The following is a 23,307-nucleotide window of genomic DNA, read 5'->3' as shown; positions in this document are numbered from 1 at the left end:
ACCTCAGAAGATGATTACGATTAAAGAAGCAAAAAAAACGCCTGAAACCCTTCGGTTTCAGGCGTCTTTGCCTGTTCTTTTACGGTGTTGGCAGACTTCCCTGCCCTGTATCCATGACCTGTTCGACCCATCGATCGTCGTTGATCGAGGGGCTGTCCGGTGGAATACGTTCCAGGTGGACCTGATGCAAACCTTGCAGCCTTTGTGCCAGTCGGTAGTTGAGAGATTTCATCGTGTGTGGAGGCTTTGGCCAAGGGGAACAAAGCTAGACGTGTTTGCTAATGGAGGCTTCGTGTTCTGCTTCTAGCTGGTGCACGTTGTCATGCATGGCGCTTTACAAAAGTGCAGAAAGGACAAAAAAGGCGCCCGGTCATTGCGCCCTGCTCTATGGAGCAATGACCGGAAAGCGATGCGGGTTATTTTTGCGTGACTAACGCTTTACGCGCCGCCGTTTCGCTTTTCATTGCGGCCATTTCACGTTCACAGGCTTCTGCATCGAACGAGTTGTCCCATTTGGCAATTGCGATGGTGCCGATACCGTTGCCAATCAGGTTGGTTACAGCGCGCGCTTCGTTCAGGAACCGGTCGATGCCCAAGAGCAATACAAGGCCTACCAACGGAATGGAGTGGATGGTTGTAAGCGTTGCCGCCAGTGTTATGAACCCGGCACCCGCCACGCCAGCGGAGCCTTTGGAGGTCAACAGGAACACGCCCAACAGGATCATCTGATCCATAAACGTCAGTGGCGTATTGGTTGCCTGTGCGATAAAAATCGCCGCCATGGTGAGGTAAATGCAGGTGCCATCCGCATTGAAGGCATATCCGGTTGGCAGCACCATGCCCACCACTGACTTCCTGCAGCCCAGCTTTTCAAGTTTCACCATCATTCGCGGAAGCACCGCTTCAGTCGAGCAGGTTCCAAGCGTGATCAGAATCTCGTCCTTGAAGTAGCGGAGGAACTGAAACAAAGGCATTCCTGACCATCGAGCAACGGTCCCCAGCACTATCACAATGAATATCAAGGTGGTGACGTAGAGTGCAATCAGCAACTGCCCAAGTGACAGCAAGGTACCAATGCCGTATTTGCCGATAGTGAACGCCATACCTGCCCCGGCACCCAGCGGAGCCAGACGCATAACCATTGCCACGATCTTGAACAACCCTTGCAGAAACAGGTCGATGGTATTGATCAGCGGTTTGCTGGTTTCGCCCATTTGAACGAGGGCAACGCCCATCAAGACCGAAAGCAGAATGACCTGAAGCATGACGCCATTGGAGAATGCGCCAATGAAGGTACTCGGGATTATGTTGAGAAAGAATTCGATTGTCCCGCCCTGCTCACTGGCGGCCTGGCTGTACTTGGCGATAGCACTGGCATCAAGCGTATTGGCGTTGATATTCATCCCGACGCCTGGCTTTACGACATTGACCACAATAAGGCCGATGACCAGCGCAATGGTGGAAAGGATTTCAAAGTAGATCAGCGCTTTGACGCCAATACGCCCGACTTCCTTGATGCTGCCCATCTTGGCGATACCAACGACGACGGTACCGAAAATGATAGGCGCCAACAGCATTTTGATGAGCTTGATAAAGCCATCTGCAAACGGTTGGAGCTTGGCTCCGATTTGCGGTTCAAAGTGACCGATTGCTGCACCGATGATGATACCGATCAGCACCTGCACATATAGTTGGCTGTACCAGCGAGACTTGGAGATTTCCACGGGAGCACCTCATTTTATTTTTGTGATGGGCGTGTGGCGTGGCGTCAGTGAGTGACGCCTGATAACGGCGGCCTCTTGCAAGGGACCGCCGTTCGGGGGCTATCAGCCTTCGCCCAGCTCGCGCATCACGGCGTACAAGGCGGACTTGGCTTCGAAGCCAACACCCGGAATATCCGGCAAACCGACGTAGCCGTTTTCCACACGAATCCCGTCAGCAAAACCGCCAAATGGCTGGAACACGTCCGGATAGGATTCGTTACCGCCCAGGTGCAGGCCTGCGGCGATGTTCAGGGACATCTGATGGCCCCCGTGCGGAACAACGCGGCGTGACGACCAGCCCATTTCTTCCATGACTTTCAGGGTGCGCATGTACTCGACCAGACCGTAGGACAGAGCACAGTCGAACTGAACGTAGTCGCGATCAGGACGCATGCCACCGTGGCGCAGCAGGTTCCGGGCATCTTGATGGGAGAACAGGTTTTCACCGGTGGCCATCGGCAGGTCGTAATGATTAGCCAGCTCAGCCTGCAAGGCATAGTCGAGCGGATCACCTGCTTCCTCGTACCAGAACAGGTTGTAGGGTTTCAGCGCTTCGGCATAGGCAATGGCGGTCTGTTGATCGAAGCGACCATTGGCATCGACGGCCAGGCGACGGCCATCACCCACGACTTTGAGTACCGATTCGATGCGACGAATATCGTCGGCCAGTGGTGCAGCACCGATCTTCATTTTGACCACGTCATAGCCGCGATCCAGATAGCTGCGCATCTCGTCTTGAAGCTTGGCGTCGTCTTTGCCCGGGTAGTAGTAACCGCCGGCGGCGTAGACCCAGACTTTGTCGTCAGCCACACCGTTGCGATAACGGTCAGCCAGCAGGCGGTACAGCGGCTTGCCTTCGATCTTGGCGACGGCATCCCAGACGGCCATGTCGATGGTGCCGACGGCAACCGAGCGCTCGCCATGACCACCTGGTTTTTCGTTGGTCATCAGAGCTTTCCAGATGGCGAACGGATCCAGGTTGTCGTGCTCTTTATCGAGCAGGGATTCCGGGTCGGCTTCGGTGATCCGTGCCAGGAAGCGATCACGCATCAACGCGCCTTGACCATAGCGACCGTTGGAGTTGAAACCGTAGCCGATAACAGGTTTACCATCGCGAATCACATCCGTGACGACAGCAACGACCGAGCAGGTCATTTTCGAAAAATCGATGTAGGCATTGGCGATTGGGGAAGCGATAGAAACGGTTTTTTCACGGATGTCGACGATACGCATGACGGGTTCCTCTTGTTGTTGGTGGCCCCACGTTATGCTTTGCGATGACACCCGCCCAATGCTATTAATGCCGCGCCCTATGCACAGGAGGCATTGCCCTTGGAACTCGTTTGGCTCGAAGACCTTTCAGCGCTTGCGGAGTACGGCAGCTTTGTTCGTGCGGCTGAAGCGCGGCACGTGACTCAGCCGGCATTCAGTCGCAGAGTCCGGTCACTGGAGAATTGGATGGGCGTGGAGTTGTTCATTCGCACGCCACAAGGAGCGACGTTGACCGAGGCCGGGAAGCAAATTTTGCCCAGTGCCCAGGAGACTGCCAGGCGCTTGTACCGAATGCGCAGCGAAGCCCAGGAAGTGGCGGGAATGGCTGCCAAGACTCTGCAATTCGCTGCAACCCATTCGCTATCGTTCACGTTCTTCCCGAGATGGCTAAGAAGCACAGAAAATGGAGCCCCCATTGAGGCTGTCCGACTGCACTCCGACAGCATGGCGGTCTGTGAGCAGATGCTTATTCAAGGGCAGGTGCAGTTTCTGCTTTGTCATCGTCACCCGGATGTTCCTCCGCTGTTAGCTGCCGATCAGTTCATAGGCAAAAAGGTCGGCGAGGATGTGCTTGTTCCACTGGCAAGCGCTGCGGCCAACTTTGGCGATTCACCCGCATCGCTGCCCTACCTGGCGTATACCCAAGAGTCCGGATTGGGCCGAATCGTCGCTCACCGACTGCATGGCAAGGAAGATTACCTTCACCTCAAACCACTTTTCAGCAGCCACCTGGCGGCGGTGCTGATGTCCATGGCCCTGGAAAGCAAAGGCGTGGCGTGGTTGCCCAAGAGCCTCACCGAACAGGAAGTAACGGATGGGCGCTTAGTCAGAGCGCTGGACGAAAGCTGGGATATCCCGCTGGAAATTCACCTGACGCGGCCAACGGCTTCAATCAGTCCGTCTGCGGAAGAGTTCTGGGCCAGGCTGGGAAGCGGCTGAGAGTGCTGATCGATTAGTTCCATATTCAATGACTAGAGGCCGAAATGATCGAATGGGCAATGCACCTGCTACTGGGCGCAGCGATAGGTACCTTGGGTGGGATTTTCGGGATTGGTGGTGGACTCATCGCTATCCCTGCGTTGGTATTGATGTTCGGGATGGATCAGCAAATAGCTCAGGGGACGACTCTAGTCATGGTTGTCCCCAACGTGACGCTCGCGATGTGGCGTTACCACCAACGAACCCGAATCTTGTTGCGTCATGCAGCGCCGTTGGCCGCGGCAGGTTTGGTTTTCGCATGGTTGGGTTCCCTTATTGCCGTGGGCCTGGATCCTGATGCCATGCGGACAGCCTTTGCCATCTTCATGCTGGTGCTGGCCGCATACACCTATTTGCAGATGTATCTTCGTAAGCCGCCGCCCAGCGCTGAGCTACGCCAACCTTGGCCATGGCTGATGGTTCTGGGGTCGGGCTCCGGCATTCTGGGTGGCTTTTTTGGCTTAGGAGCATCAGTGCTCGCCACCCCCGTTTTATCCACCGTCTTTGGTGCTACACAGGTGGTCGCGCAGGGTTTATCCCTGGCCCTGGCCGTCCCCAGTACGGGGGTTACCCTGATGACTTATGCCTTACATGAGCATGTCGATTGGCACATTGGCATCCCAATGGCGCTAGGTGGACTACTGAGTGTCAGTTGGGGTGTCAGGCTCGCTCACGCTTTACCCGAAAAATCACTTCGCACAGGGTTTTGCTTGTTTCTAGTGCTCTGCGCTGCATTGATGATTTTCAAAGCTTGAAGCTTGTTGGGCGCTACAGTTCTATTCCGATTGCTCACACATCGTGTTTAACGCGTTCACTTTCATGGTCTTGATGCGCGATGAGGGATCAATATGCTGTAGGCATGTTGAACCCGTGATCTCGAACAAGACAGAGAAAGAACCCAGCCATGAACAGCCCTCGAACGCTCTACCAGAAGCACATCGATAGCCACACGGTTTGCCCGCTTGATGATCAAGGCCATGTGCTTCTTTACATTGATCGCCAAGTCGCCAACGAATACACCAGCCCCCAGGCGTTCAGCGGTTTGCGCGAAGCAGGTCGTAAAGTCTGGCGCCCGAGCGCTACGCTGGCGGTGGTCGATCATGTGAATCCGACTGCGCCGGTTCGTATCGCAACCATGCCTGATGCGGGTGGCGCACAACAGGTCTCGTACTTCGAAGAAAACTGCCGCGACTTCGGAATCGAATTGTTTGATGTACTCGACAAACGTCAGGGCATCGAACATGTGGTAGCGCCCGAGCAAGGTTTCATTTTGCCGGGCATGGTCGTCGCTGCAGGTGATAGCCATACCACGACCTATGGTGCGTTGGGTGCGTTCGGATTCGGCATCGGCACGTCTGAAATCGAGCACCTGCTGGCCTCGCAAACCCTGGTTTATAAGCGTTTGAAGACCATGCGAGTCACGGTACAGGGACTGCTGGGCACCGGCGTCACGTCCAAAGACATCATCATGGCGCTGATTGAAAAAATCGGCGCTTCGGGTGCCACCGGATATGCAATCGAGTTCGCTGGGCCGGCGATCACCGACCTCAGTGTCGAAGCCAGAATGACTATCTGCAACATGGCCGTTGAAGCAGGCGCCAGGGGTGCGTTCATGGCGCCGGACGACAAAGTCTTGGCCTATCTGCAAGTCAAACCACGCGCACCTCAAGGCGAATTGTGGAAGCAGGCGGTTCAAAAATGGAAAGAACTGTATAGCGATGAAGGCGCTGTCTTTGATCGGGAAGTGGCACTCAATGTTAATGATCTGGAGCCCATGGTCACCTGGGGTACCAGTCCTGATCAGGCAGCACCGGTGGGTAGTCATGTCCCCGACCCTGCTGCCCAACCTGATTTGATTTTACGCCAAGGCATGCAGCGTGCCCTTGACTACATGGGCCTGGAGCCGGGCATGCCGCTCAGCGATGTGGTGATCAGCCACGCATTTATTGGTTCATGCACGAATGCACGGATCGAAGACTTGCGAGACGTTGCGCGCGTCGTGCGCGGCAAGCGAGTGGCTGCGCATGTACGGGCAATGATTGTTCCTGGCTCGACGCTGGTTCGTAACCAGGCTGAAGACGAAGGGCTTGCGCAGATTTTTCTGGATGCCGGTTTTGAGTGGCGCCAATCGGGTTGTTCAATGTGTTTGGCCATGAATGACGATGTCCTGGCTCCAGGAGATCGCTGTGCATCGAGCACCAACCGCAACTTCGAAGGTCGTCAAGGCGCAGGCGCGCGTACACATTTGATGAGCCCGGCCATGGTCGCCGCTGCCGCTATCACCGGCCACCTGACAGACGTTCGCTCTTTCGCTTTGGAGGCTTGAAGCATGCAACCTTTCGACACAGTAAGTGGCGGTGCCGCCCCGTTTCTCGCATCCAACATCGATACCGACGTCATCATGCCCAAACAGTTCCTCAAGGGGATCGATCGCAAGGGACTGGATCGGGGCCTGTTTTTCGACCTGCGTTTTCTTGACTCAGGTGAGCCCAATCCCGAGTTCATCCTTAACCAGGCCGCCTGGATCGATGCTGCGTTTTTGGTGGTAGGCCCGAACTTTGGGTGCGGGTCGAGTCGCGAGCATGCGGTCTGGGGTTTAAAGCAAGTGGGCATCAGAGCGCTGATCGGCACCAGCTTCGCCGGGATTTTCTACGACAACTGCCAGCGCAATGGTGTGTTGGCGATTCAGCTTTCGGAAACTCAGCTGAAGCAAGTTGCAGCCGTCATCAGTAACCCGGTGACGGCGCGCATCAGCGTGAATCTGCCAGAACAAACGATTGAATTGGCTGACGGCACGCTGATTCCCTTCGAAATCGACGAGCTGCGCAAGCAGTCCCTGCTTCTGGGACTGGATGCGATTGGCGCCACGCTGCAACGTGCCGAGCAAATTCGAAGTTTTGAAACTCGGCACCTGGCGGAAAATCCCTGGTTGAGCTGATCAAAAATGCCTGGCGGCAGTTCACACGCTTGAGCCTGCCGCCTTGGTGTCAACCAACGGATAGATCACGCAAGTACTCTTCCAGAAACTCGACGCAGATACGCAACTTTGCCGATTCGCTTAACCGGGTTGGATAGACGGCCCAGACATTGGCGCTCTGGGTGTACTCATCAAGCACTTGCACCAGTCGGCCCTGCTCCAACATGGGTTTCACATCCCACATCGAGCGCAACAGGATCCCGCCACCGCTCAACGCCCACTCCAATACAATCTCGCCACTGTTTGAGGACAGCGGGCCGCTGACATGTATGGACTCCTCCCGCCCGTCCTTCGTCAGGTTCCACACGCCGAAGGCGTTATTGCGTTCTTTCAGCACCAGGCAATCGTGGTGTTTCAAGTCATCCAGCGAATGTGGCGTGCCCCGTCGTTCCAGATACGCGGGTGTCGCGCACAACACCCGGCGATTACTGACCAGCTTGCGTCCCAAGTGTTGACCCGGAAGATCATCCCCCACTCGAATCTCCAGGTCGAAACCCTCACCGACGATATCGACAACGCGATCGAAGACGTCCAGGCGGATATCGAGCTTGGGATAAGTCTGTGACAGCTTGCAGATTGCCGGCGCAACATGGTTTCGCCCGAAACCAAAGCTGCTGCAAATATGCAACGACCCCATGGGCTGGTGCCGGGCCTCGGAAATTTCACCGACAAAATCATCGAAATCCCCCAGTAATTTCTCGGCCCACCCCCTCACCCGCTCACCATCATCGGTCAACGCAATACGCCTTGTCGTGCGATGGAGCAGCCGTGTTGAAAGCGTGGTTTCGAGCACCGATATACGTTTGCTGATATACGCCGGCGAATAGCCCAGCTCTTCGGCAGCGCTGGCGAAGCTGTTTTTGCGAATGACAGTAAGGAAAACCTTGAGGTCTTCAGGCAAGGGGAATTGGTCACGTTTCGTGTTCATACACCGCATACTTCCGCTGTTTATCACGCTATTTATGAAGGATACCATCGCAATACCGAGTGGCAAACAAAGCCCGGTTAACCGTGGTTTCTGAATCCTCGATAAAAACAACATGAGGAAAATAGCATCATGAACAATTCATATGAGCAGCCCCTGAAAGTCGATAGCACCCGCGATGTCGGTATTCTGCAACGCCTGCGTAGCCTATGCGCCTACGAAATCGGTGTTATCCCTCTGCCGATATTTCTCGGCATCGCCTTGATCGTCTTTCTCTCGGCGCACTGGGGGTTCCTGCCCAAAAACATGATCGGTGGACTTGCCGTCATCATGACGATGGGCGTGTTTTTCGGTCAATTGGGTTCGCGTCTGCCGCTACTGAAGGAAATAGGTGGAGGCGCCATTCTGTGCTTGATGTTGCCGTCGGTGCTGGTGTTCTACGGTTTCTTCGGGGCCGCCACGATTGACGCAACCAAAATGCTGATGAAGGAAGCCAACTTCCTGTATTTCGTCATTGCCAGCCTGGTCGTCGGCAGCATTCTCGGGATGAGTCGCTTTATTCTCGTTCAGGGCATGATCCGCATGTTCATCCCCTTGCTCGTGGGTACCCTGGCCGCCGTGGGCAGTGGGCTGCTTGTAGGCAAGCTCGTCGGCTACAGCTTCTACCACACCTTCTTTTTCATCATTGTTCCGATCATTGGCGGGGGGATTGGTGAAGGGATCCTGCCACTGTCGCTGGCCTACTCAGCGATCCTCGGTGGCACGCCGGACATCTACGTTGCTCAATTGGCGCCCGCCGCTGTGGTCGGCAACATTGCTGCGATCATCTGCGCTGGCTATCTGGCTCGTCTGGCGCTCAAACGCCCGCACCTCAATGGCGAGGGGTCATTGATTCGTGCCAAAGACGAGAATGACAAATTCCAGGTCAAGGAAGAGAGCAGCTCGGTTTTCGATTTCAGACTGATGGGGGCAGGCGTTTTGATCATCTGCGCCTTCTTTGTCCTGGGCGGTCTGCTTGAGAAAGTCGTGGGAATCCCCGGCCCCGTCATGATGATTCTTGCTGCAGTACTCTTTAAATACGCCCGTGTTCTGCCCGAAAAACTGGAAAAAGGTGCAAACAGTTTCTACAAACTGGTTTCCGCCGCCTTCATCTGGCCAGTCATGATCGGCCTGGGCATGCTGTATGTCCCACTGGACAGCGTCGTAAAAGTCTTTTCTTTCGGTTACGTTCTGGTCTGCGTGTCGGTCGTGGTCTCGATGACCGTCGCAGGTTTTTTCATCGGCAATCTGATGAAAATGTACCCCATCGAATCGGCCATCGTGACCTGCTGCCACAGCGGCCTTGGAGGCACTGGCGATGTAGCGATTCTGTCAGCGTCCAATCGTATGTCGCTGATGCCATTCGCACAGATCTCTACGCGCATCGGCGGTGCTTCGACAGTTATCCTGGCGACCATTCTGTTGCGTATTTTTGCTTGATAGCGAGTGCATAAAACCGATACATAAATCTTTGATCAATCAAAGTGGCGCTCCCCTTGCGGTGAGCGCCATTTTTGTTTTATTCGGAATACTCAGCCGTTCGACCGTTGCTCGTTTTTAGGCATGTGCACCTGTAATACATCTTGCAATAACTCATCTCGCGTCTTCCTGGCGCGAAGACACGGCTGGACGCCAGTCAAACCGCCAAGCCCTTCTATTCATGAGCAGAGCACATGACTGTATGAGCGAATATTGCAAAAACTTTCTGCAATCATGGTGATCACTCTATTTGAAGAGTACTGCGTGTTGCGTTGCCTAGCGGACAGCAAAGATCCGCACTGCAATGCCGCCGGAAACTTAACCGCTGCCGCTTATTTGGGACTTCAATCAATGAATGATCTCAGACTGCCAATCGCTATGGACCCTGGTGATCCTCAGGTTTCATCGTGGCCAACTTCGGTCGCCGCATTAGCCGATGGATCCCTGTGAATCCAATCAAGCCTCACAACGGATAACTTATGAAAAAACTTGCGAAAGTCATTGTCGTCATCGGAGCCGGTTCAATAGGCCAGGCCATTGCACGCTTACCAGATATCCAAACGGGGCAATTCGTTGCGGGTCATGGCAGAGGCTGTGCGCTGGGGCAAACGCGGTGCGCGGGTCAATACCATCAGCCCGGGCATCATCTTTACGCCGCTGGCTCGAGACGAGTTGAACGGCCCACGGGGTGAGGGTTATCGGCGCATGATCGAGCAGAGCGCGGCCGGTCGAGGTGGCACGCCCGACGAAGTGGGTGCAGGCAGTGGGCGCGTTGCTGATGGGCCCCGAAGGCACCTTCATTACCGGCAGCGACTTTCTCATGGATGGCGGCGTCACGGCGGCCTATTGGTATGGCGATCTGGCGCCGAAATAGGCGTGCGACGCATTTGTAAGCGCTGCTCATGACTCCATCCAGTTTGGTGCAGGAGCCCGGGCGCAGTATCGAAATCAAGCCCCGAAAAACTCGGGGCTTGATGGGTCAGACGACCTCAGGATTTGCGTCCTCCACCGCCGCTCATCCCACCATCCTTGCGATTCGTATCAGATGATTGATCGCGGTCATCGGCCATATCGGAACCGCCTCCGCTTCCTTGCCAACCGCTGGACGACTGATCAGCCTTGTTGGATTGCTGTCCGCCTGATGCCTGGCCGCCTTTTTGGCCTGGTTTGGTCATATTGTCTTTATCGTCGGCAAATTCACCTCCGCGATTCGTGCCCTGGCCGCCTCCGGACATGCGATCGCTATCGCGCGATTGTTGTCCGCCAGAAGCCTGACCACCTTTTTGGCCTGCTTCAGACGCCCGTTGCGGATCGTTGGCAAAATTTTCGCGAGAAGCTTCTCCACCTTTCTTGCCGGCTTGAGAAGACTTGTCTGGGTCGTTAGAAAAATTGCCTGGATTTTTGTTTCCTGTATTGGCCATTTTCGTTCACCTCAACATCGTTAATTCGAGCATGGAGCTCGTTTAATTCGGAGGACGCACGAAACAGAAAGTTTGAACGGAAATATTGGACTCGCGACGAGCGGATTCGGGGCTTTGGTTCCATTGAATATGCGCTAATTCGATGGACGGCGTTGGCGTTATGGAGGGGGCAACTGACGTCAGAGCCCAGATGAAATGATCGATGTTTACTAGACTTGATAAATCGTGGAAGTCCTCCATGCATCACACTCAGGACGTCAATCGATGACTGAACACATCGTGCATTTTCATTGCCAGATCGATCAAGGAACGACTGAGCGCTTCCGGGACTGTTGCCTCGAAGCCATCGAACAAGGTGCCACCTCCTTGCTCCTCAATCTTTCTACAAGCGGAGGGAGCACTAACTTTGGCTTCACGCTCTACACGTTCCTGAAATCATTGCCGGTACCGCTATGCGCAATTAATGCGGGCAACATCGAATCAATGGGCATCATTATGTTTTTGGCGGCAAACCGCCGTATCACCTCGCCCCACTCACGCTTCCTGATTCACCCGATGAATTGGTACTTCAGCCAAAAATCAGTCGACCATCAGCGCCTGCGTGAATACCTGTCGAGCCTCGACAACGACCTCGCGCGTTACGTGCAGATATTCACGCTTGAAACGGCTGACGCAGAGACCAAGCTCGATATTTTTCATTGCCTTTCAGCCGAAGAAAAAGTCATCGCCGCGCATGAGTCTCTGGCCTATGGCATTGCCCATGAGATGAAACAAATGATGTTTGCAGACGATGTCAAACACTGGAAAGTCAGCGGAGGATGAGCCGCGTGTATTTTGATTCGCGGAACGGAACCGGAATCGGAGGTGTCCGTTGTATTAGATACTTAGCGTATCAATCCTCTGGAACTGGAAAGGTGGGTTTATGAACAATATCATCTACATCGTCGGAGCAGTCGTGATTGTCCTGGTTATCCTTTCGTTTGTCGGAATCGTATAGCCTTCGCTGCTTCAGACGTCACCTTCATGGTCAAAGGGCAGCAGGGAAGCTGCAATGCCGATGAACCCGCCGCCAAAGCTTCAAGCAGCGGCAACGCTCGGGCTGTCATTTCATTTCAAGCGTTTTATCGCGAAGTTTGTTCCAGTTTGTGCCCGGTTTACGAATCTCGGCGTAGGACGGGAAAGTCACTTGCCATTGAGATTCTCCAGCGATAATCGACAGCTGCCGTTCATCGACCTGGGCCTCGAACAGATCAGTCGCCCTGCAGACAAAGTCTGTGCAATCGAGCTTCTGCCGCAGGCGCAATTCTGCTTCCTTTCTCTCTGAAGACGGGCCTTTGTAAGTCAAAACCACGCTAGTCATTTCAGTACTCCGAAACCTTCGTAGTCATTGCTCCAGCCGACCTTCCGTGTCGATTCGAACAGCATCTTGATGATCGCGTCTGCACGCTCTGGCCCGCGTGCCATGGCAAGGATCTCAGGGTGCTTCGACAGCAGGCGAGCCGCCATGCCGCTGGTGAATGGCGTCGCCATTGAGGTCCCTGACATATTAGCATAGAGCCCCTTCGGGTAAGTCGAGATCACCGCCACCCCTACTCCGATGAAATCGGTTTCCCTTCCATAGTTGGAGAACACGGCAACAAATTCATTCCCTTTCCTGACTGGGCTTTCATGGTTCACATCAGGGCTATCGAGTGGAAATGTTCCGTCTCGTCCCAATGCTCCTACCGCCAGACTATGGGCGTAGCGGGCCGGGTAGCGAATCGACGGTTCGCCGTCGTTTCCCGTCGCGGCAAATACAACCATGCCCGCGTTACGCGCCTGTTCCAGAATGCCGGGAACTTCAGGCATGGGCTCAAGACTCCCCATGCTGATATTCACCACATCGCACCCATCGGCGATCGCCCTCTCAATGGCGGCAGCTATTTCAATAGACCTGGCTCGTCCACGATTTCCAGTCTTCGGGCACACTCGGTAAGCGAACAGCCGACACGCCGGAGCGACGCCATACACCTCTGTTCCAGGCAGTTTCTTTGCAGCGATGGTTCCGGCGACATGAGTGCCGTGGCCAAGGCCGTTATCAAGGTAGTCCGCCGCGTTTTCACCCGGCACCAGGCACGCCCCTCCGGCCAATTCCAACGCGTCGTGAGGCCCCACACCACAATCGATGACACCGACGCTGACGTTCTCGCCAGCGTTTTCTTCATAGGGTGCGTAATGGTTGATCAAGCCAAAGCCATAGGGCGTCAATGCCTTCAGCTCAATACTCACCCGCTTTGGCGCTGCGACGCGCTCGAAACCGGAAACGAACACTGACCAATAGGTGTGCTCAGGCTCGACAATGAGGAGTTCGATTTTGGGGTAGGAAAGAGGGATTGAAAAAAGAGCAATGCCCTGACTGTCAGACTCGACGCTGGCATGGGCTCCATTCCAGTCCAGCAGTGCGCGCACTTTGACCTTTGCCACCGGCTTGCCTTCTGCGTCGGTCAGCTGTACTTCGAAGCGTTTGGCCCTCATCCCTTCGCTCACTTGTATCGCGAACGCATCCAGCTCATCTCCCATCGGTCGGATGTACTGTGGGTAGAGCCATGTTGCGGGAGTGACTTTCAGCCCGGGTGAGTTGCTACGCACCGCCATTAGAGCTGACCTGTTCGCTTTAACGGCCATCGAGCCACGGAACTGATGTATCAAATCCATCTTGGGCGCCGCCCTCTTCCCTCCTTTAGCGAAGGCCGTGGAAGTGTTGCCGAGTCCTAAAACCGAAGCTGACTGAACTTCAGGACTATCTGCTGATACTTCATCAGACAGACGCACAACGACGACGTCATCCGAATATCGTTCTTCTTCGCTTATGCGCGCCTGTCGAAGTTGCTTCACCAGTTGCTCAAGCCGCTCAAGCTGTCCGCCGTCGGCAAAATCAACTTTACCATTGAGCGTATCAAGCTCATTCAAGACGCTTGGCTTGGCCTTGCGGGGCTTTGGCTTGGCAGGCATGTCGTGAATCTCCATTTCGTTAGAGTCAAGATCAAGTTGATCTGAGCCTAGCACTCGCCCCTACTTTCGATAGGCGGCGTATTTGACGTAGCACTGCGCGAAAGGTCTGGCTCGCCACCCAAGAAGCGTCAACAGAGCGTCACTTATGCGCAATTCTTCACAACCGCTGATCAGTTAGTTTGTTTTCTGTCACAACTTTTACGCTCCGCTGGGTCATAACACGTGGTCGTCGATGGAATATTGGCACCTACCGAGGTTTTAGTCTGACACGGAGTAAGTTTATGATTTTCAACGTACAGAATTTTGGCGCCAAAGGAGATGGCATCACAGACGACACGGCAGCGATACAAAGTGCGATTGATGCAGCGGCTGCCGCAGGCGGGGGGCAGGTGTATATGCCCACCGGAACTTATATCGTTACGGGAGGTGAGGAACCCTCCGACGGTTGCCTGATGCTCAAGAGCAACGTCTACCTGTACGGCGACGGCATGGGCGAAACCACTGTCAAGGTAGCTGACGGCACCGACACCAAAATCACAGGTGTCATCCGCTCGGCCTATGGCGAGGAAACCCACGACTTTGGCGTCAGCAACCTCACCATCGACGGTAACCGCGACAACACCACTGGCAAGGTCGACGGATGGTTCAATGGCTACATTCCCGGCGTAGAAGGCTACGACTCCAACGTCACCCTCGACAGCGTCGAGATAAAGGATTGCTCCGGGTACGGTTTCGACCCCCATGAGAAAACCGTCAACATGGTCATCAAGAACAGCGTGTCCCACGGCAATGGCCTGGACGGTTTCGTTGCTGACTTCCTCAGCGACAGTACCTTCGAAAACAACGTCGCCTACGACAATGACCGCCACGGTTTTAACGTCGTCACCAGCACCCACGACTTCACCCTCACCAACAACGTGGCCTACAACAACGGCAGTACGGGCATCGTGGTGCAGCGCGGCAGCGAGAACATCCCCTCCCCCAGCAACATCACCATCACCGGTGGCGCGGTGTATGGCAACGGCGCCGAAGGGGTGCTGATCAAGCTGTCCAGCGACGTGACGGTCAGCGGCGTCGATATCCACGACAACAACAGCGCCGGGATCCGCATCTACGGCAGCAACCACGTCGAGGTCATCGACAACACGCTCAATAACAATTCCCTGGGCAGCCCCGTACCGGAAATCATCATTCAGTCCTACGACGACACCCTGGGCGTGTCCGGCCAGTACTTCAACGGCAGCGACAACACGATCCAGGGCAACATCATCAGCGGCAGCAACCTGTCGACCTACGGTGTTGCAGAGCGCAATGAAGACGGCACCGATCGTAACGCCATCATCGGCAACACCATCAGCCACACCAGCAATGGCGCCACGCTGGTCTATGGCGACGGCAGCTACGTCAGCGCCACGGTGCCGATGACCACCGTGCAAGGCACAGCTGGCAATGACACCCTGCTGGGCAGTGCGGCCAGCGAGATTTTCTTTGGCGGCGCCGGTAACGACACGATCAATGGTGGCGCCGGTGGCGACATTCTGGTGGGCGGTGCAGGCATCGACAAACTCACCGGCGGTACCGGCGCCGATACGTTCCGATTCGCCGCTCAATCGGACAGCTACCGCAACGCAACTTCAAGCTTCGATGACACCATCACTGACTTCGACGTCACCCAGGACAAGATCGACCTTGCCGGCCTCGGCTTCACCGGCCTGGGCAATGGCCGTGGCGGCACCCTGCAGGTCAGCTACAACGCCAGCAACGACCGCACCTACATCAAGGACTACGATGCCGACGCCAGTGGCAATCGCTTCGAGTTGATTCTCTCGGGCAACCTGGCCAGCACCCTGACCGCCAGCAACTTCATATTCAATCGGGTGGTCACCGGCACCAGCGCCAGCGACTCGCTGTTGGGCAGTGATTCGGCAGATACTCTGCTCGGCCTGGCGGGCAACGACAGCCTCAATGGTGGCGCGGGCGACGACAAGCTCGACGGTGGCGCCGGCATGGACACCCTCACAGGTGGCACCGGGGCGGATTCCTTTGTGTTCTCCAATCGCCTGGACAGTTACCGAAACTACAACACCGGCGGTGCCAACCTTGGCGACCTGATCACCGACTTTGATATCACCGCCGACAAGGTCGACCTCTCGGCCATGGGTTTCACCGGCCTGGGGGACGGCAAAAACAACACCGTGTACCTGGCACTCAACAGTGCCGGCACCAAGACCTACATCAAATCCCTGACCGCCGACGCCAATGGCAATCGCTTCGAAGTGGCACTGGACGGCAACTACCTCGACAAGCTGACCAGCGCCAACTTCGTCTTCGCCACGTCGTCACCGACCAACCAGGCACCGGTGGTGGCCACGCCGCTGCTGGATCAGAACGCCACCGAAAACACCCCGTTCAGCTATGTGGTGCCAGCCACCAGTTTTTCTGATCCGGACAACGACAGCCTCAGCTACACCGCCAAACTCGCCAATGGCAGCGCCCTGCCCGCCTGGCTGACCTTCGATGCCGCCACCCGTACGTTCAGCGGCACGCCAAGCGACACGGCATCGGGGACCTATTCCATACAGGTCACCGCGTCCGATGGCAGCAATGCCACCGTCAGCGACAGTTTTACCCTGGCCGTACAGGACGTACCCGGCGCACCCACGGTGATCAATGGCACGCCGAACAACGACACGCTGACGGGCACCGCTGCCAACGAACAACTGCTCGGTGGCAGTGGTAACGACACCCTTAATGGCGGCGCCGGCAACGACATCCTGGTCGGCGGCACTGGCGTCGACAAACTCACCGGAGGCGCGGGTGCCGATGTATTCCGCTACACCTCAAAGCTCGACAGCTACCGCACGGGTACCACCAGTGCCAGTGACCAGATCCTCGATTTCGACGTAACCGCCGACAAGATCGATGTCTCGACGCTCGGCTACACGGCCTTGGGCAACGGCCTGAACGGCACGCTGCAAGTGACCTACAGCGCGTCTACCAACCGCACCTACCTCAAGGATCTCACTGTCGACGCCAACGGCAACCGCTTCGAAGTGTCGCTGGCCGGTAACTTGTTAAACAGCCTGACGGCGAGTCATTTTGTCTTCGCCGACCAGAACACCCCCAGCAATATCGCGCCGGTGGTGACCATCCCCCTCCTCGACCAAAACGCCACCGAAAGCACGCCATTCCAGTACACCGTGACCCACGACAGCTTCACCGACGCCAATCAGGATGTGCTGGCCTACACCGCGACCCTTGCCGACGGCAGCGCCCTGCCCGCCTGGCTGAAGTTCAACACCACCAGCCTGACGTTCAGCGGCACGCCGACCAGCACGGCGTCTGGCAATTACAACGTACTGGTCAAGGCCACCGATCCTTCAGGTGCGTCTGTGAGCGACAGCTTCGCCCTGGTGGTGGCCGATGCGCCCGCCAACACCATCACCGGCACCAACAACGCTGAAAGCCTCACCGGCACGGCAGCCGCAGACCTGATTCTCGGCCTCGGTGGCAACGACACCATCAAGGCCGGCACCGGCGCGGACATTGTCGACGGCGGTGCCGGACGCGATTCGCTGTACGGCGGCGACGGTGCCGACACCTTCCGCTACACCAACGTACAAGACAGCTATCGGGACTACGACACCGGCGGCGTCACGGCCACCGACACGATTTATGACTTCACCGTGGGCGTCGACAAGATCGATGTTTCGGGCCTTGGCATCCTCGGCTTAGGCGATGGCAGCAACGGTACGTTGTATATGACCCTCAATGCGGCCGGCGACAAGACCTACATCAAATCCGCCGAGGCCGACGCCGATGGCAATCGCTTCGAAATTGCCCTCAACGGCAACTACCTCAACACCCTGACCGCCAGTGATTTCGTGTTCGGCGAGCGAGCCCAGCAAGACATCCTCTACCTGCCCACACTCGGCCAATCCAATGCGCGCCTGCTGCGTATGACGGAGGACGACGATCAGTCCGGCACCTCGATGCTGGTCAACGACCTGGACCGCTACACCCCCTATGACGTACGCAGCCAGTTCACTGATGCCGACGGCAACGGCATAGACATCGCCGTGGGTGGAAGCACTGTCAACGGCCTGTCGACCCTGAGCCCCGAGGAACTCAAATTGTGCTGGTGGCTGACCGACACCAATCAACCCGGGCCTGCGTTGTTGCGCGCCGTGGCGTTGCTGCAAGACCAGCTCACCGAACTCAAAGCCGTCGATAACGTCACCATGGGCATCATTTGGGGCCAGGGCGAGGAAGCCGCCCAGGAGATCGGCCGCGCCACCGACAAGGCAGGGGCCGCAGCGGCTTACAAGGCCGCAACCTTGAAGGTGTTTGATTACCTGCATGCCCAGTTCGGCAACTTCAGCGTGTACATGATGGAAACCGGTCACTACGAGCAGGATGCGGCGCGTGCCCGTGGTTATTCGGAAGAAAAGATTGCCTCCATCGTCGAAGGAGTCGGCTATGTCCGCGCCGCCCAGGAAGCCATGGCCGCCGAACGCGCCGACGTCAAACTGGCGGTGGACTACAACGACCTGCCCTTGCGCTATGAAGTCGATCCGTTGGTGTATCCGGATGACGTCTGGCACCTGCACGAAGAATCGGCAGAAATCGTCGGCCAGCGCCTGGCCGACTACATCGCCACCGACCTTGGCTTCCAGGGAAATCCCAACGACAACAACAGCGTGCAGGACATTTTCGACAACGCTCAGAATCAGGGCGGGATGATTTCCGGCACCGATCAAGCGGATACCCTGGTGGGCAGCTCGGGCAACGACACACTGGATGGCGACCTGGGCGCCGACACCATGACCGGGGGCGATGGCAACGACATCTACGTGGTCGATAACGCGTTCGATAGCGTGGTGGAAACCAACACTTCGACCGCGCAGATCGACACTGTGCAGGCATCTGTCAGTTGGACGTTGGGCGCCAATCTCGAAAACCTGGTGCTCACTGGTGTGTCGGAGATCGATGGCACCGGCAATGAGCGGCGCAACTTCATCACCGGTAATGACGCCGATAACGTGATCGATGGTGCCGCAGGGGCCGACAGCATGAGCGGTGGCGATGGCGACGACACCTACTATGTCGACAATGCCGACGACACCGTGATCGAGACCAACAGCAATGGGGTGCCTGGAGGGATCGACAGCGTGCACAGCAGCCTGGCGGCCTATTCCCTCGCCAGCAACGTCGAGAATTTGTATATCGATAGCGCTGGCGCCGCCAATGGCACGGGGAATGCGTTGGACAACACGCTGTTTGCCGGTGCCGGCAACAATGTGCTGGACGGCCGCGAGGGTAAGGACACCGTGTCCTATGAGCGCGCGTTGGCGGGGGTTACCGTAACCCTCTCGACATCCGCACAACAAAACACCGTGGGTTCCGGACTCGACACCCTGAAATTCTTCGAGAACGTGACGGGAAGCGCTTACGCCGACACGCTGTCGGGCAACAGCTCAGGGAACGTTCTGGACGGTGGTGCGGGTAACGATTCGCTAGTGGGTGGTTCAGGCGATGATCGACTGATCGGCGGTGCAGGCACCGACAGCCTCACCGGCGGCACGGGTGCGGATACTTACGTGTTTAGTGCCTTGTCGGACATGGGCATCGGCGCTTTGCGCGATGTGATCAGCGGTTTCAAGGCCACAGAGCTTGATCAACTGGATCTGACCGGCCTGGACGCCAACCCGCTGACTGCCACCGTCGACGCCTTTACGTTCATTGGCAGCAACGCCTTCAACCCCACCAACGCCACCGGCCAAATTCGCTTTGCCGATGGCATCCTCGAAGGCAGTGTCAACGCCGACGCCACCCCTGAGTTCCAGTTCGAGCTGGTGGGTGTCAAGGAGCTGCACGCCAGCGACTTTACAGCCTGAGTTGCACTTGCTCGCGATAGCGGTGGATCAGCCTACAAGCTGATCCAGCGCCTTCGCGAGCAAGCTCGCTCTGCTCACTCCTCTTTGAACGCCACCAGCAAGCGTTCACGCAACGGCTTCATCAGGTAATTCATCAACGTACGTTCCCCCGTCACCACCGTGACATCGGCGAGCATGCCGGGGCGCACCAGCAGGCCGGCGGCCTGCAGCGAGGCGACGGTGTCGGCGGGAATGTCTACCTTGGCGGAAAAGTACGGCTGGTGTGTCTGTTCATCGATCAACTGGTCCGCCGACACCGTGGCCACCGTGCCGGTGACGGTCGGCGTGTCCACCCGTTGCAGCGCCGTAAAATGCACATGCACCGGCAGCCCCGGGCGCAACTTATCGGCCATCAGCGGCTCGAAACGCGCGGTGATCGCCATCGGCGCATCCAGCGGCACCACCTGCATCAGGGTTTGACCGGCCTGCGCGACGCCCCCGACCGTATGAACGCTCACGTCCATGACCTGCCCGGACACCGGCGCACGGATCGCTCCGTTGTCGACTTCAAACTGCAAGGCATTGATCTGATCAGCATAACCGGCCGCCTCGGCAGAGACCTCGCTGAGCTGGGTTTCGGCATCGCGGCGAAATTCCTGCTGCGCCTGCAAGGCCTTGAGCCGGCTCTCGTTGATCGCTTGGCGGGTCCTGCCGACATCGCCCACCCCGGAGGCAATCTGCCCGGCCAATTGGGCGGCGTTGCGCTCGGCCTCTAAAAGCTTGTTACGCGGAATGTAGCCTTCACTGGCCAAATCACGCAGGCCTTTCAGTTCCTGCTGCTGAAAGTTCATCTGCGAGTCGTAGTTGCGCTTGAGACCTTCGTAGCCCAGCAATTGCTGCTGCAATGCCTCGACTTCGTGCTCGATGATCTGCAAGCGGCTGCCCAGTTCTGCGCGGCGGGTCAGAAACAACTGGCTCTGCAAGTCCATGGCGGCCTTGACCCGTGGCTCGTCGACGCGTTCCAGCAATTGCGCGGGCCATTGGATCTCGCCTTTGCCCAGGCGCTCGGCAATCAACCGCGCCTCGACGCTGCGATCATTGAGCAACTTGCCCAGGATCACGTCCCGTTGCGACTGCGCCTGCACCGTATTGAGTTGCACCAGCAACTGTCCCTGGGTGACGCGATCGCCATCGCTGACCAACAGCTTCTCCACCACCCCACCGACCAACGACTGCACGGCCTTGCGTTCGCCTGCTACCACCACGGTGCCGCTGCCCACGACACCCTGGTCGAGCGGTGCCAGGCAAGCCCAGAGCAGGAAGCCGCCCAGCGTCAGGACAAGAAAACCCACGCCATAGCGAGCCGCTCCCCCGGCGTCCGTACTGGCAGTGGGCAGCGCTGTGGCGCCGCGTACGCTCAGGCCCTGCTCGCTGTACATTTGTGTTCCTGGGGTCAAATCACGCATTTCCGCCAGCCTCCCTCACCACGGCCGGTTTAGGCCCTGGCATTAATGCGTTGAGCACCCGATCCCGTGGACCGAATGCTTGTTGAGTGCCGTCCTTGAGCACCAGGATGTGATCGACCACCGCCAGCACATTAGGCCGGTGGGTAATCAGCACCACGGTGTTGCCAGCAATCTTGAGTGCACTGATGGCCTGCACCAGCGCCAGTTCTCCGGCTTCATCGAGGTTGGAATTGGGCTCATCGAGCACAATCAGCGACGGGCACCCATAGAGCGCGCGAGCCAGGCCGAGGCGTTGTTTTTGTCCACCGGACAAGCCAAGCCCGCCGGGGCCCAGTGGCGTGTCGTAACCCTTGGGGAAATTCAGGATCATCTCGTGAATGCCGGCATGGCGCCCGGCGGCGATGATCTTGTCCGCGTGCTGTTCACCGAAGCGGGCAATGTTGTCGGCCACACTGCCGTCGAACAGCTCGATGTCTTGGGGCAGGTATCCAAGGTGCGGGCCCAAGGCGTCGTGGGACCATTGACTGATCTCGGCGTTGTCCAGACGCACCGACCCGCCCATGGCCGGCCATACCCCGACCAGCGCTCTGGCCAGCGTTGATTTACCACTGGCACTGGCGCCAACGACGGCGAGCACGTCCCCTTTGGCCAGGCTGAAATTGATACCGCGCAAGGTAGGTTGCGAGGCGCCAGGCGGGCCGACATATAACTGCTCCAGGCGTACCGCGCCGGTGGGGGCTGGCAAAGGCATGCGCAGGCGCTCGCGCGGATGTTGGGCCAGCAGTTGGCTCAAGCGCTGGTAGCTCTGGCGGCCGGAGGTGAATTGCTTCCACGAACCAATGGCGATTTCCACGGGCGCCAGCGCACGCCCCAGCAGTAGCGACATCGCAATCATCATGCCCGCCGACAATTGGCCTTCCAGCACCAGCAACGCCCCCAGCCCCAAGGCCAGAGACTGTCCGGAGATGCGCACGAAGCGGGTCGTCGAAGTGATACGCGCGCTACGATCGCTGGCATGGGCCTGAGCGGCGATGATGCGTTGTTGCAGCAGGCTCCAGCGCTGGCGCAACGGTCCGAGCATGCCCAGCGCCTGGATAACCTCGGCATTGTGTAACGTACTATTTACATAGGTCGACGACTGCACGCCCAGACGATTGGCTTCGCTCAAGCGCGTGCGAGTCGCCAATTCGCCCCACAGCGCCAGGCCAATCAGCACCAGGGCCAGGACCAGCGTCAGCAGGCCGAACCAGGGGTGAATGATGAACGCCACCAGCAGGAAGATGGGCAACCACGGCGCATCGAGCAAAGCGATCAGGCCTTGGCCGGTGATCAATTGGCGCAATGTCGCCAGATCGGTGAGCACCTGCGCCGGGTTTGCGTTGTGCTCACGCAGGCTACGAGCGAAGGCTGCGTCGAAAATCCGCTCGCCCAAGGCATCGTCCAGCCCCGCGCTCATGCGAATCATTACCTCGCCGCGTGCCCACTCAATCAAGCCGCTGAACATGAACAGTCCCAAGGCGATCAGCGTGAGCATGTACAAGGTGGTTTCGTTGCGGCTGGTCAGCACCCGGTCGTATACCTGCATCATGTAGAGCGACGGCACCAGCACAAGCAGGTTGATCACCCCACTGAACAGCGCCAGCGACCAGAACACCCGGCGATAGCTTAATAAAGCGGCATCAATGTCATGACGCGGATCGAGAAGCAAACCCATAAAATGTCGCCCGCAAAAGGAATAGTCAGTCCAGGTAGCAATCCATCGCGAGTCTTTTTTGCCCTGAGGCATTGGAGAAAACACCAAACGTAGCCTGACTTGCCGCTGTCCGAGACGGTCCTTGTCGCTACAGGCGCCATTTACTGACAACGGGGGCACGGGTTAGTGCCAGTTCGACCGGCTAGGGTGTCAGGGGGGTGACGGGCGGGAGTGTTGCATGCCCTCAAGTGGATTGAAGGCTCAGCGCGGCATCTTTTGCGGGCTAAAAAGCATTTCAAAGGCCGGTAGAACCAGAGATTCTAGGACGCTCGGGAGCCTTTGTGAGATGCTTTTTTGAAACCGCGCGCGTTCATGCCTGGATGTGCACTACGATAAAAGAACCCGGTTCATTTGTTCCGGGTTATGC

At 57.2% G+C, this 23,307-nt stretch carries 15 protein-coding genes and 1 pseudogene; 8 read left to right on the top strand and 8 right to left on the bottom strand.

Features of this window, described 5'->3' with window-relative positions; all coding sequences use genetic code 11:
* Positions 1 to 416: 416 nt before the first annotated feature.
* Both dctA and J2Y56_RS21360 read right to left on the bottom strand, forming a co-directional pair.
* Entirely contained in the window at positions 417 to 1,724 is a 1,308-nt protein-coding gene (dctA, locus tag J2Y56_RS21365) for a C4-dicarboxylate transporter DctA (protein WP_007943069.1), read from the bottom strand.
* A gap of 102 nt (positions 1,725 to 1,826) precedes the next feature.
* Positions 1,827 to 2,996, bottom strand: a complete 1,170-nt coding sequence (locus J2Y56_RS21360; RefSeq protein ID WP_310352520.1) for a mandelate racemase/muconate lactonizing enzyme family protein — start codon at positions 2,994 to 2,996, stop codon at positions 1,827 to 1,829.
* Positions 2,997 to 3,095: 99 nt separating this feature from the next.
* On the opposite strand from J2Y56_RS21360, the gene J2Y56_RS21355 reads away from it, so the two are divergent.
* The 4 genes from J2Y56_RS21355 (at position 3,096) to leuD (ending at position 6,951) form a co-directional block, all read left to right on the top strand.
* Positions 3,096 to 3,974, top strand: a complete 879-nt coding sequence (locus J2Y56_RS21355; RefSeq protein ID WP_007943067.1) for a LysR family transcriptional regulator — start codon at positions 3,096 to 3,098, stop codon at positions 3,972 to 3,974.
* Positions 3,975 to 4,018: 44 nt separating this feature from the next.
* Positions 4,019 to 4,768 (top strand): sulfite exporter TauE/SafE family protein, encoded by a 750-nt coding sequence (locus J2Y56_RS21350; RefSeq protein ID WP_310352517.1) that lies wholly within the window; start codon positions 4,019 to 4,021, stop codon positions 4,766 to 4,768.
* Between the two features lie 149 nt (positions 4,769 to 4,917).
* Entirely contained in the window at positions 4,918 to 6,339 is a 1,422-nt protein-coding gene (gene leuC, locus J2Y56_RS21345; RefSeq protein WP_150778372.1) for a 3-isopropylmalate dehydratase large subunit, read from the top strand.
* Positions 6,340 to 6,342: 3 nt separating this feature from the next.
* Positions 6,343 to 6,951, top strand: coding sequence for a 3-isopropylmalate dehydratase small subunit (leuD, locus tag J2Y56_RS21340; RefSeq protein WP_310334629.1), 609 nt, complete (start codon positions 6,343 to 6,345; stop codon positions 6,949 to 6,951).
* 49 nt (positions 6,952 to 7,000) lie between these two features.
* On the opposite strand, the gene J2Y56_RS21335 is transcribed toward leuD, so the two are convergent.
* Positions 7,001 to 7,918, bottom strand: a complete 918-nt coding sequence (locus J2Y56_RS21335; RefSeq protein WP_007943063.1) for a LysR substrate-binding domain-containing protein — start codon at positions 7,916 to 7,918, stop codon at positions 7,001 to 7,003.
* A gap of 129 nt (positions 7,919 to 8,047) precedes the next feature.
* Here J2Y56_RS21335 and J2Y56_RS21330 point away from each other — a divergent pair, with 129 nt between their 5' ends.
* Positions 8,048 to 9,394: a 2-hydroxycarboxylate transporter family protein gene (locus tag J2Y56_RS21330; protein ID WP_007943060.1), complete on the top strand. Its 1,347-nt coding sequence runs from the start codon at positions 8,048 to 8,050 to the stop codon at positions 9,392 to 9,394.
* 573 nt (positions 9,395 to 9,967) lie between these two features.
* Positions 9,968 to 10,307, top strand: a pseudogene (locus J2Y56_RS21325) (SDR family oxidoreductase); the annotation flags it as partial.
* 115 nt (positions 10,308 to 10,422) lie between these two features.
* Here J2Y56_RS21325 and J2Y56_RS21320 read toward each other — a convergent pair.
* A complete protein-coding gene (locus J2Y56_RS21320) occupies positions 10,423 to 10,854 on the bottom strand; it encodes a general stress protein (protein WP_007943058.1) in 432 nt (143 codons plus the stop codon).
* A gap of 264 nt (positions 10,855 to 11,118) precedes the next feature.
* Here J2Y56_RS21320 and J2Y56_RS21315 point away from each other — a divergent pair, with 264 nt between their 5' ends.
* Positions 11,119 to 11,676, top strand: coding sequence for an ATP-dependent Clp protease proteolytic subunit (locus J2Y56_RS21315; protein WP_007943057.1), 558 nt, complete (start codon positions 11,119 to 11,121; stop codon positions 11,674 to 11,676).
* Positions 11,677 to 11,956: 280 nt separating this feature from the next.
* On the opposite strand, the gene J2Y56_RS21310 is transcribed toward J2Y56_RS21315, so the two are convergent.
* Positions 11,957 to 12,214, bottom strand: coding sequence for a hypothetical protein (locus J2Y56_RS21310; RefSeq protein WP_007943056.1), 258 nt, complete (start codon positions 12,212 to 12,214; stop codon positions 11,957 to 11,959).
* Positions 12,211 to 13,845, bottom strand: a complete 1,635-nt coding sequence (locus tag J2Y56_RS21305) for a S8 family serine peptidase (RefSeq protein WP_310334623.1) — start codon at positions 13,843 to 13,845, stop codon at positions 12,211 to 12,213. Before J2Y56_RS21305 ends, J2Y56_RS21310 begins: the two co-directional genes overlap by 4 nt.
* A 281-nt stretch (positions 13,846 to 14,126) precedes the next feature.
* Here J2Y56_RS21305 and J2Y56_RS21300 point away from each other — a divergent pair, with 281 nt between their 5' ends.
* On the top strand, positions 14,127 to 19,742 hold the full coding sequence (locus J2Y56_RS21300; protein ID WP_310352509.1) for a putative Ig domain-containing protein: 5,616 nt from the start codon (positions 14,127 to 14,129) through the stop codon (positions 19,740 to 19,742).
* A gap of 74 nt (positions 19,743 to 19,816) precedes the next feature.
* On the opposite strand, the gene J2Y56_RS21295 is transcribed toward J2Y56_RS21300, so the two are convergent.
* Together J2Y56_RS21295 and J2Y56_RS21290 are read right to left on the bottom strand one after the other, a co-directional pair.
* A complete protein-coding gene (locus J2Y56_RS21295; protein WP_310334619.1) occupies positions 19,817 to 21,187 on the bottom strand; it encodes an HlyD family type I secretion periplasmic adaptor subunit in 1,371 nt (456 codons plus the stop codon).
* Positions 21,180 to 22,901 carry a type I secretion system permease/ATPase gene (locus tag J2Y56_RS21290; protein WP_310352507.1) on the bottom strand — a complete coding sequence of 574 codons (1,722 nt, stop codon included), beginning with the start codon at positions 22,899 to 22,901 and terminating at the stop codon, positions 21,180 to 21,182. The genes J2Y56_RS21295 and J2Y56_RS21290 overlap by 8 nt, the downstream gene beginning before the upstream one ends.
* Positions 22,902 to 23,307 lie beyond the last annotated feature (406 nt).

Origin of the sequence: Pseudomonas sp. BE134 (assembly GCF_031456105.1) — a bacterium.
Taxonomy (GTDB): Bacteria; Pseudomonadota; Gammaproteobacteria; order Pseudomonadales; family Pseudomonadaceae; genus Aquipseudomonas.
This window is presented reverse-complemented; position numbering and strand designations above follow the sequence as displayed.